Genomic DNA, 10107 nt, shown 5'->3' on the forward strand with positions numbered 1-10107 from the left:
TGTTCTAGGCCGCTGCCCTGCGGCGGCGCGCGGCAGCTAGGCCGAGCAGCCCGACGCCCATGAGCGAGAGCGAGGCGGGTTCCGGCACCGCAACGCTGACCCCGCCGCCGTTGTAGTCCAGGCTGGTGCTCGCAGTCGCGAGGGCGATGCCGTAATCCGCGACCCCGCTCGGGTCGGCGCCGTTGCTCCAGATATCCACCACCGAGCCGCCGCCGATATCGAGCATCAGCCCGTAGATATCGAACACCCCGCCGCTCGGCGGATAATCCGTGGCCGTCTGCACCGAGCCGCCGGGCCAGTACAGGTTGTCGTAGGTGAGCGCCCCGTGACTGACTGGCGAAAGGCCCGTCGCGACGAAGAAGCGGCTGAAACTGTTCGGCGCCAGCAGGTTTCCGGCTTCCGGCGTGGCGAAGTTGACGGGAACCAGCCCGAGCACGGGAGTATCGACGATGTTGAGGCCGGCATTCGTGTCGGTGAAGGTGCCGCTGACACCGGTGATCTGCAGCGCCTGCGGGTACTTGGCATCGGCGGCCGTGCCATAGGTCAGCACCAGCGAGGCACTGACATTCGCACCGCTGAAATCGAGGTTCACCGTTTCGGCACGAGCCCTGCCCGCCGATATCCCGGCCAGACCGGCAATTGCGGCGAGGACGAGGTAGGCTCTTCTCATCGCATTTATCCTGATCTCATGGGAATGGCCGGTATTCGGCCACTCCGATTGCGGATTTTCCGGTCCGACCCGAATTCCCGGTTTTCGGGGAAAGAACCTCGTCGGGAAAAACAGCAATCCCCATGCCAAATCGCAGAACATTGGAGTTATTGGATTTTCCGGAACCCGCCGTTTCGGATTGTCATGTCGCCCTTACACGACGCTCCCGCGCCGGTGCGTCGTGGCGACCAGAAACCGGCGCGGTCCCACGCCTCAGCGAGCTCGGGTGGCAGGGGAAGGACCGCCCCCTCGACCCGGGCGGTCCGGGCCGGCAGCGGCCGCTCCGACGGGGCCGAGTCCGCTGGGGTGTTGTCCGTCAGCGCCGCGTCCCCAGGGCCGTGTCAGGCCACGCGCGCCTCTACCCGCCGAGGTAGCGCCGGCGCAGGTGCGCCTGGAAATCCTCCGGGTCGAGCGGCTTGCCGGTGGCGCGCCGCAGCAGCTCCTGGAAGCCGAGGCTGGCGCCGTGGGAATGCACCGCGCTGCGCAGCCATCCGATCAGCGGCGTGAACTCGCCCCGACCCAGCGCCTCGTCCAGCCCGGGCACCGCCAGCCGCGCCGCCGCCATCAGCTGCGCCGCCGCCATGGCGCCCAGCGTGTAGGACGGGAAGTAGCCGAAGCCGCCGTCGTACCAATGGATGTCCTGCAGGCAGCCGCGCGCGTCGTCGGGCGGCGTGATGCCGAGCAGGCGGTGGAAGCCCTCGTTCCAGGCGCCCGGCAGGTCGGCGACACGGAGGTCACCCGCGATCAGCGCCCGCTCCAGCCGGAAGCGCAGGATGACGTGGGCGGGATAGGTCATCTCGTCCGCCTCGACGCGGATGAAGCTCCGCTCCACGTGCCGCCACAGCCGCGCGAGGTTGGCGCCATCGTAAGGTTCCGCAGCGCCGCCGAAGGAGGCGTGCAGCTCCGGCCCCAGCCAGCGGAGGAAGCTGTCGGAGCGGCAGGCCTGCATCTCCACGATGAGGGACTGGGATTCATGCGCCGCCATGCCCGCGGCCTCGCCCACCGGCTGTCGCGCCCAGGCCTCCGGCAGCCCGCGCTCGTAGAGGGCGTGGCCGGTCTCGTGCGCCACGCCCATCAGCGCCTGCCCGACGTTGCGCTCGTCGTAGCGGGTGGTGATGCGCGCATCCGCCGGCGTGCCGCCGCTGAAGGGGTGCGCGCTCTCATCCAGGCGGGCGTGCTCGTAGTCGAGGCCGATGCGCTCCGACAGGCGGCGGCACAGGGCGCGCTGGATTTCCACCGGGAAAGGGCCGGGCAGCGGCAGGGCGGCGGGCCTCGAGGCCTGGATCGCCTCGGCGCGCGGCAGGGCGTCGGCGAGGAAGTGCTCATAGGCGGCGAAGACCGGCTCCACGTCGCCCGCGGTGATGCCGCGCTGGTAGCCGTCCATCAGCGCGTCGTAGGGGCTGAGGCCGGTGGCCTCCGACAGCGCCGCCGCTTCCTCACGCGCGAGGCGGATCACCTCCTCCAGCAGCGGGCGGACCAGGGCGAAGTCGCTCGTGGCGCGGGCATGGCGCCACACCTTCTCGCAGGCGCTGTTGGCGCGGGTCGCGGCCTCCACCAGCTCGGTCGGCAGGGCCGAGGCGCGGCGGAAGGCGCGGCGCATCAGTTGGAGGTTCTGCTCGTCCCAGAAGTCGCCCTCGGCCGTGCCCTGCGACTCGGCGGCCGCGAGGTCGTCGGCCACGGCGGGCGCGGTCAGCAGCTCGTGCGACAGGCCGGCCAGCACCGCCAGCTGTTCCCCGCGCGAGGCGGCGCCGCCCTCGGGCATCATTGCCGAGGCATCCCAGCCCAGGATCGCCGAGGCCTCGCCCAGCGCGCCGATGCGGTTGAAGCGGGCCTTGAGGCGGCCGTAGGGGTCGTTCATGCGGGGATCTCTCGCGAGGTCGAAGGTGTGGGGGCACGCAGCCGGCGCGCGACGAAGGCGGCGTAAACGCCCACCAGCGCGGCGGCGATGCCGTACCAGGTGATGGCGTAGCCCAGGTGCGGGTCGTCGGGCCGGGGCATCGCTTCCGACGGGGCGGGCAGTTCGGCCGGCACCCGGTCCGCCGGCCGTGCCGGGGCGGCGGCGCGGTTCGCCGGCGCCGGGTTCGCCAGCGCCACGACGGCGTAGGGCTCGACCGCCGGCAGGCCCAGGGCCTGGCCGATCGTGCCGGGCACGAAGCTGTAGAAGCGCCGCTTCGCCACGTCGTCGGTGGCGCTGAAGCTGCTGGTGGTGTCGGGCGGGCGCACCCAGCCGGTCACCGAAACCTCGCCCGCCGGCCGGTTCACGGGGCCCTGCGGCTCCAGCGGCACCCAGCCGCGGTTCACCAGCACCGGCGGCCCGCCCGCCCATTCCAGCGGCGTCACCAGCGCCCCGCCCAGCACCGCGCCGCGCACCTCCAGCCCGACGATCGCTTCCCGGTCATGGAGGAAGCGGCCGGTCACCGTCACCTTGGTGATCGGCTCCGGCGGGTCGCGCAACGGCGTCGGCGGGCCGGCCTCGGCGGCGGCGATCTGCCGCAGGATCGCGTGCTTCCAGTGCATCCGCCGCACCTGCCAGGAGCCCAGGCCCAGTAGGATCGCCAGCACCGGCAGCATGAGCAGGGTGGGCAGGAACAGCGGGCGCAGGCGGGCGGCGGAGGTCATGACGGGGGAACCCGGGAAAGGAGCCGCAGGGTGGGCGGCATCGCAGGGGCCGGCAAGGTAGCGGCGGGCGGGCTCAGCGGCCAGGAGCGCCCCGCCCTTCGCGGCCCCACCGGTCACGGCCCGGCCGGCATAGGTCCGGGCGGCGTGGGCGCGGATGGTATGGGTCCGGGCGGCATGGGCACGGATGGCATGGGCACGGGTGGCATGGGTCCGAGTAGCCCGTTCTCGGTCTTGCGCAGGGGCGCCCCGACAGAAGGTGTGCCCAAGCGACCGGGCGGTGTCCGGCGAAGGGGGGCGGAACAGGGCGGGGACGGCAAGGCCACGCCGCCCCCCGGCGGGAGGGGAGCGGGTGCCCCCGGAGCGGAGCCTCAGTGGGCCGCGACCTCGCCGGAGCCGAAGACGTAGATGCACACGAACAGGAACAGCCACACCACGTCCACGAAGTGCCAGTACCAGGCGGCCGCCTCGAAGCCGAAGTGGCGGGTGGGGGTGAACTGCCCGGCCCTCGCCCGGAACCAGCAGACCGCCAGGAAGATCGTGCCCACGATCACGTGGAAGCCGTGGAAGCCCGTGGCCAGGAAGAAGGTCGAAGGATACACGCCGCCGGTAAAGGCGAAGGGCGCCTCGGAATATTCCCAGAACTGGAAGAACGAGAAGGAAAGGCCCAGCAGCACCGTCAGCCCCAGGCCCTGCAGCACGCCGCGGCGGTCGCCTTCCAGCATCGCGTGGTGCGCCCAGGTCACCGTGCAGCCCGACAGCAGCAGGATCATGGTGTTGAGGAAGGGCAGGCCGAAGGCGTCGAAGGTGACCACCCCGGGCGGCGGCCAGACCGCGGGCGCCGCCTCGCCCGCCACGTGGTCGGGATACAGCGCGAAGTGGAAGTAGGCCCAGAAGAAGGCCACGAAGAACATCACCTCGGAGGCGATGAACAGCGACATGCCGTAGCGCAGGCTGAGGCGCACGATCGGGGTGTGCAGCCCGGGCGTGCGCGACTCGCGCACGATGTCGCGGAACCAGACGAACATGCTGGCCAGGAGGCCCAGGATGCCGAGGCCCAGCACCCAGTGCACGTTGTAGTGCGCGAAGGCGATGATGCCGTAGAGCATCACGCCTGCCGAGAGCGCCGTGGTCAGCGGCCAGGGCGAGGGATCGACCAGCTGGTAGGGATGCTTGTGCGGCGGCGGCGCGTCGGGGATTTCCACGCCGAGCGGCGTTCCCACGGGGGTGACGGTCGTCTGCAAGCTGGCCATGGAACGTCCCGTTGCACGTGTGCCGCGGCCGGGGGCCGTGGCGCCGGTTTTGCAACATCAATCCCGCGAAACGCCCCGTCGATCAAGCCGCTGCCGGCACGACCGGGCACAAGGCGGCGTGACGGGGGCTCCGGCCGGTTCTCCCCCGCAGGCCTTAAGGCGCAGCGCCGAGGCGGCCGACATGCGGGCCGGCGCTGGCCAGCACCCCCGCCTTCTGGGCGTCGTCGAGCGTGCGGAAGAAGGTGTAGCTCAGCGTGACGCTGCGGATGTCGCGGGTGTTCGGGTCCTCGAACATCGCCGGGTCGACCCAGAAGGTCACCGGCATGTCGACCTTCTGGCCAGGCTGCAGCGTTTGCGCGTCGAAGCAGAAGCAGGCCGTCTTGTGGAAGTAGGCGCCCATGACCTCGGGCGTGACGTTGTAGACCGCGATGCCCTGCACCGGCGTGGCAGCCTGGTTCTCGGCCTCGTAGAAGGCCATGCCCTGGTCGCCGGGCTTGAGCGGCATGGACACCTGCTGCGGCGCGAAGCGCCAGGGCAGGTTGGGCGCGGTGGCGGCGGCGAAGCGCACGGTCACGCTGCGCTCGCCGGCCGGGGCGCCGGGTGCCGCCGGGCCGCCGAGCTGCGGCGTGCCGTTGAAGCCGGTGACCTGGCAGAAGACCCGGTAGAGCGGCACCGCCGCGAAGGAGGCGCCCACCATCAGCCCCGCGACCCCCAGCATCGAGAGGCCGAGAACACGGTTGCGGCGGCGAAGCGGGCTCGTCATGCGGAGGGAGCTAGCGCCCGTTTCCCAAGCGTTTCAAGGCGGAGAAGTGTTTCAGGGGACGGGCGGCGCCCCTGCCCGCCGGCGGCTTCAGCCCGTCTGCGACATCCGGGCGATGGCGATGAGGTAGAACAGCACCACCAGCCCCAGCAGCGCCGCCATGACGGCCCAGTTGCGGGCCCGCCGGCGGCGCAGCATCGCGGCTTCCTCGGCCGGGGTCATGCGCGCCTCAGCCCAGGATCAGGCGGTCGGCGGCCAGCGCCGCGAAGAGCACAGCCAGGTGCAGCAGCGAGAAGCGGAAGGCCTTCTTGGCGGGCGCATCGCCGGTCAGGGAACGGCCCGCCGCGTCCTGCCGGTCGCGCAGCACCCGTGTCGCGTGCCACAGGAAGCCCAGCCCCATCACCAGGGCCGCCGCGCCGTAGATCGGCCCGGCAAGGCCCAGGAACCAGGGCGAAAGGGCCAGCGGAAACAGCCCCACGGTGTAGAGCATCACCTGCCGGCGCGTTTCCCGCGGCCCCGCCACCACGGGCAGCATCGGCACGCCGGCACGCTCGTAGTCGGAGTGCGCCCAAAGGGAGAGCGACCAGAAGTGCGGCGGCGTCCAGGCGAAGACGATCGCGAAGAGCAGCAGCGGCAGCACGTCCACCCCGCCCGTCACCGCCGCCCAGCCGATCACCGGCGGAAAGGCGCCGGCGGCGCCGCCGATCACGATGTTCTGCGGCGTGCGGCGCTTCAGCCACATGGTGTAGATGAAGACGTAGAAGCCGATCGAGCCCGCGAGCCAGCCGGCGGCCACGAAGTTCGTGGCCAACCCCATCACCACCACCGAGCCCAGCGCCAGCACGATGCCGAAGCTCAGCGCTTCCTCGGGCCGGATGCGGCCGGCCGGGATCGGGCGGTTGACCGTGCGGCGCATCACCGCGTCGATGTCTCGGTCGTACCACATGTTGATGGCGCCCGCCGCCCCGGCGGCGACCGCAATGCACAGCACCGCCACCGCGCCCAGCAGCGGGTTGATGTGCCCGGGCGCCACCACCATGCCGATCAGCCCGGTGAAGACGACCAGCGTCATCACCCGCGGCTTGAGCAGGGCGAGCCAGTCCCGGACCTCGGAGAAATCGGGGGTAGATGTGCTGAAGGGGGCCGCAGCCCCCTCCTCGCCGATGGCACTCTGGCTCATCGCAATTCCTTACTGGATGCGCGGCAGCTCGTCGAAGGTGTGGAAGGGCGGCGGGCTGCTCACCTGCCATTCCAGGGTGGTCGCCCCTTCGCCCCAGGGGTTCGCCGCCACCTTTACGCCCTGACGGAAGGTCAGGAAAATCACGTAGAAGAACAGCAGGAACGAGAGGCCGGAGATAAAGGCGCCGATCGAGGCCACCATGTTCCACCCGGCGAAGGCGTCAGGATAGTCCGGATACCGCCGCGGCATGCCCTGCGCCCCCAGGAAATGCATGGGGAAGAAGGTCAGGTTCACGCCGATGAAGGTCATCCAGAAGTGCACCTTGCCCCAGAATTCGGGGTACTGGTACCCGCTCATCTTGCCGATCCAGTAGTAGAATCCTGCATAGAGGGAGAACACCGCGCCCAGGCTCAGCACGTAGTGGAAGTGGGCGATCACGTAGTAGGTGTTGTGCAGGATCACGTCGACGGAAGCGTTGCTCAGCTTCACGCCGGTGACGCCGCCCACCGTGAACAGGAACACGAAGCCGACCGCGAACAGCATCGGCGTCTTGAACTCGATCGAGCCGCCCCACATCGTCGCGATCCAGGAGAAGATCTTGATGCCCGTCGGCACCGCGATGATCATCGTGGCGGCCATGAAGTAGGCCCTGGTGTCCACCGAAATGCCGGAGGTGAACATGTGGTGCGCCCAGACCACGAAGCCCACCACCCCGATCGCGATCATGGCGTAGGCCATGCCGAGGTAGCCGAAGACCGGCTTGCGCGAGAAGGTCGAGATCACGTGGCTGACCATGCCGAAGCCCGGCAGGATCATGATGTAGACCTCGGGGTGGCCGAAGAACCAGAACAGGTGCTGGAACAGCACCGGGTCGCCGCCGCCGTCGGGCTTGAAGAAGGCGGTGCCGAAGTTGCGGTCGGTGATCAGCATGGTGATGGCGCCGCCGAGCACCGGCAGCGACAGCAGCAGCAGGAAGGCGGTCACCAGCATCGACCACACGAAGAGCGGCATCTTGTGCAGGGTCATGCCCGGCGCGCGCATGTTGAAGATGGTGGTGATGAAGTTGGCCGCACCCAGGATCGAGCTGGCGCCTGCCAGGTGCAGGCCGAACAGCGCCATGTCGACGCCGGCGGAACCCTGGTAGGCGCTGTCGGAGAGCGGCGGGTAGAGCGTCCAGCCGGTGCCGGCGCCGCCCACGAAGAGGCTGGCCACCGTCAGGATCGTGGCCGGCACCATCAGCCAGAAGGAAATGTTGTTCAGGCGGGGGAAGGCCATGTCGGGCGCGCCGATCATGATTGGCACGAACCAGTTGCCGAAGCCGCCGATCATCGCCGGCATGATGACGTAGAACACCATCAGCACGCCGTGCGCCGTGACGGCCACGTTCCAGGTCTGGCCGTCGGCGAAGTATTGCAGCCCCGGTTCCATCAGTTCGAGCCGCATCAGCATCGAGATGCCGATGCCCACCAGCGCCATCACCAGCGCCAGGATCAGGTAGAGGGTGCCGATGTCCTTGTGGTTGGTGCTGAACAGCCAGCGCGCCACGAAGCCGGGCTTGTGGTCGTGGTGGTCGTGCGCGCCCGGGTGGGCCGCGCCGGAATGCGTGTCAGTGACGCCTGCCATGGGTTTCCGCCTCCGCCGCCCTTACGGGCGGTTCTCCGCAACGGTGGTGCGCAGTTCCTCGGGCCAGCCCGGGCCCTCGTTGCGCGCGAACCTGGTCCGGGCCTCGGCCACCCAGGCATCGAATTCGGGGCGTGACACCACGCGCACCGCGATCGGCATGAACCAGTGGTTGGTGCCGCAGATCTGGTTGCACTGGCCGTAGAAGGTGCCTTCGCGGTCCGCCTCGAACCAGGTTTCCATCGACCGGCCGGGGATCGAGTACTTCTGCACGCCCAGCGAGGGCACGAAGAAGGAGTGGATCACGTCGTGGCCCGTGGTCAGCACCCGCACCTTGGCGCCCACCGGCACCACCAGCGGGTTGTCCACCGCGAGGTTGCGCAACTGGCCGGGCTTCAGGTCGGCCTCGGCGACGGGGTAGCTGTCGAACTCGAAGTTGCCGTTGTCCGGGTAGCCGTAGTGCCAGTACCACTGCCGCCCCTGCACCGCGATCGTCATGTCCGGCTCCACCGCCCGGTCCTCGTAGTAGATGAGGCGGAAGGAGGGGATGGCGATCACCAGCAGGATCAGCACCGGCAGCACCGTCCAGGCGATCTCGAGATAGGTATGGTGGCTGGTGCGGGACGGCACCGGGTTGCGCCGGGCGTTGTAGCGCCAGATCACCCAGAGCAGCAGGATGCCCACGAAGGCCGTGATGGCGATGATGATCCACAGCACCAGGTCGTTGAAGTTGTGGATCGCCTCCTTGACCGGCCCCGCCGCCTCCTGCAGGCCCAGGCCCCAGTTGTGCGGCGCCCCGATCATGGCCGGGCCATGGGTCAGCCCCGCATCCGCCGCGGAACCGGCACCCTGCGTCGCCGCGGTGCCCGCCACCGGGGGCGAGCCCGCCGCCACGTCACCCGGCGTCCCCGCGCCTTGAGCCAGCGCCGCGGCGAAGGGAGCGGCCGCGGCCCCCAGAGCGCCGCCGGTCAGTGCCAGTGCCGTCGCGATGATCCGCCGCATGCCCCGCCCCGAATGTTTTTTGCCGGAGGTCACGGGCCCACCAGGCCCACGCCTCCGTGGCTCCGCCCCCGGCCCATTCCGTTCCGCCACGCCGGTGCGCTGCGGAAGTGTGACCAATGTCGCGGCGCCCTGTCATCATAGCCGGGCCGCGATGACCCGTCATTTCGGGGTTAAACATGCGTCACGCCACCGCACAAGATGTGCCCTGCGTGCGCCGCGCGGTTCGGCTGCCGCGCACCGGCCCCAGGGGTGCCGCCACCCGGGTCACCCTTGGGTCGTCCCTGGGCCACCGCGCGTGCTGCCTTTGGGCCGCCCTTGAACCGCCCGGCGCTCATTGCGGGTCCGACTCGGCCGCGCTGGCTCCGGCGCCGGTGTTGCAGCCCCCGAAGTGGACGTGACCCCGCGGCGGCGGCCCCGCGCCCGGCTCCCGGCCGGATTACACGCCCTTCAGGTGGGGCCGGTTTCCCGCGCCGGCTCGGCGGCCTCGGCCTCGCCTTCCGCCTCGCCCTCGAGCTCCTCGGTGACGTGGTCGCTCATGTCCGTCAGCATGGAGCGGACATGGGCGTCGCCCACCACGTAGAAGACCTGGCGCCCGCGGCGTTCCGCCTGCAGCAGCCGCGCCGCGCGCAGGAGGCGCAGGTGGTGCGACACCAGGCTGCCGGACAGGCCCAGCCGGTCGGCCATGTCGCCCACCGACACCGCCGAGTCGAGGCAGGAGAGGATGATGCGCAGGCGCGTGGGATCGCTCATCAGCCGAAACGTTTCGGCGAGTTCCACGACCTGATCCTCGCCGATGCGCCCGCGCCCGTTCCACATGGGTCGCAATCTCCACTCCGCCGCCATGCAAGGCAAGCGCCCCGTCGCGAGCGTCCGCCCGAGATCCCGCCGCTGCGCATGGGCTGATGCGCCGGGCACGCGGGGCGCCAGGGGATTTCCCAGGGGGTTTCCCGGGGGGGGGGGGGGGGGT

The 10107-nt window shown here is 70.3% G+C and carries 10 protein-coding genes; all 10 read right to left on the reverse strand.

What is annotated here, in order from left to right:
• Nucleotides 1–4: 4 nt before the first annotated feature.
• Nucleotides 5–811, reverse strand: coding sequence for a PEP-CTERM sorting domain-containing protein (locus tag ACFFGY_RS22555; RefSeq protein ID WP_377046793.1), 807 nt, complete (start codon nt 809–811; stop codon nt 5–7).
• Between the two features lie 256 nt (nt 812–1067).
• On the reverse strand, nt 1068–2567 hold the full coding sequence (locus tag ACFFGY_RS22560) for a carboxypeptidase M32 (protein ID WP_377046794.1): 1500 nt from the start codon (nt 2565–2567) through the stop codon (nt 1068–1070).
• Nucleotides 2564–3328, reverse strand: a complete 765-nt coding sequence (locus ACFFGY_RS22565) for an SURF1 family protein (protein WP_377046795.1) — start codon at nt 3326–3328, stop codon at nt 2564–2566. Before ACFFGY_RS22565 ends, ACFFGY_RS22560 begins: the two co-directional genes overlap by 4 nt.
• A gap of 368 nt (nt 3329–3696) precedes the next feature.
• Complete coding sequence (locus tag ACFFGY_RS22570) at nt 3697–4578, reverse strand: cytochrome c oxidase subunit 3 (RefSeq protein ID WP_377046796.1); 882 nt, start codon at nt 4576–4578, stop codon at nt 3697–3699.
• A gap of 154 nt (nt 4579–4732) precedes the next feature.
• Nucleotides 4733–5341 (reverse strand): cytochrome c oxidase assembly protein, encoded by a 609-nt coding sequence (locus ACFFGY_RS22575; protein WP_377046797.1) that lies wholly within the window; start codon nt 5339–5341, stop codon nt 4733–4735.
• A gap of 87 nt (nt 5342–5428) precedes the next feature.
• The gene (locus ACFFGY_RS22580) at nt 5429–5560 is read right to left on the reverse strand and encodes a hypothetical protein (RefSeq protein ID WP_377046798.1); all 132 of its coding nucleotides are present in this window, start codon (nt 5558–5560) and stop codon (nt 5429–5431) included.
• A 7-nt stretch (nt 5561–5567) separates the two neighbouring features.
• Entirely contained in the window at nt 5568–6518 is a 951-nt protein-coding gene (locus ACFFGY_RS22585) for a heme o synthase (RefSeq protein ID WP_377046799.1), read from the reverse strand.
• A gap of 9 nt (nt 6519–6527) precedes the next feature.
• On the reverse strand, nt 6528–8141 hold the full coding sequence (ctaD, locus tag ACFFGY_RS22590) for a cytochrome c oxidase subunit I (protein WP_377046800.1): 1614 nt from the start codon (nt 8139–8141) through the stop codon (nt 6528–6530).
• Between the two features lie 21 nt (nt 8142–8162).
• The gene (gene coxB / locus ACFFGY_RS22595) at nt 8163–9140 is read right to left on the reverse strand and encodes a cytochrome c oxidase subunit II (RefSeq protein WP_377046801.1); all 978 of its coding nucleotides are present in this window, start codon (nt 9138–9140) and stop codon (nt 8163–8165) included.
• 447 nt (nt 9141–9587) lie between these two features.
• Nucleotides 9588–9956, reverse strand: a complete 369-nt coding sequence (locus tag ACFFGY_RS22600; protein WP_377046802.1) for an ArsR/SmtB family transcription factor — start codon at nt 9954–9956, stop codon at nt 9588–9590.
• Nucleotides 9957–10107 lie beyond the last annotated feature (151 nt).

This window comes from Roseomonas elaeocarpi, assembly GCF_042433915.1.
GTDB lineage: Bacteria > Pseudomonadota > Alphaproteobacteria > Acetobacterales > Acetobacteraceae > Roseomonas > Roseomonas elaeocarpi.

Coding starts and splice junctions, on each gene's coding strand:
- ctaD (WP_377046800.1), bottom strand. CDS start 8,141: ATGGCAGGCGTCACTGACACGCATTCCGGCGCGGCCCACCCGGGCGCG.
- ACFFGY_RS22575 (WP_377046797.1), bottom strand. CDS start 5,341: ATGACGAGCCCGCTTCGCCGCCGCAACCGTGTTCTCGGCCTCTCGATG.
- ACFFGY_RS22560 (WP_377046794.1), bottom strand. CDS start 2,567: ATGAACGACCCCTACGGCCGCCTCAAGGCCCGCTTCAACCGCATCGGC.
- ACFFGY_RS22600 (WP_377046802.1), bottom strand. CDS start 9,956: ATGTGGAACGGGCGCGGGCGCATCGGCGAGGATCAGGTCGTGGAACTC.
- ACFFGY_RS22565 (WP_377046795.1), bottom strand. CDS start 3,328: ATGACCTCCGCCGCCCGCCTGCGCCCGCTGTTCCTGCCCACCCTGCTC.
- ACFFGY_RS22555 (WP_377046793.1), bottom strand. CDS start 811: ATGTTCTGCGATTTGGCATGGGGATTGCTGTTTTTCCCGACGAGGTTC.
- ACFFGY_RS22570 (WP_377046796.1), bottom strand. CDS start 4,578: ATGGCCAGCTTGCAGACGACCGTCACCCCCGTGGGAACGCCGCTCGGC.
- ACFFGY_RS22585 (WP_377046799.1), bottom strand. CDS start 6,518: ATGAGCCAGAGTGCCATCGGCGAGGAGGGGGCTGCGGCCCCCTTCAGC.
- ACFFGY_RS22580 (WP_377046798.1), bottom strand. CDS start 5,560: ATGACCCCGGCCGAGGAAGCCGCGATGCTGCGCCGCCGGCGGGCCCGC.
- coxB (WP_377046801.1), bottom strand. CDS start 9,140: ATGCGGCGGATCATCGCGACGGCACTGGCACTGACCGGCGGCGCTCTG.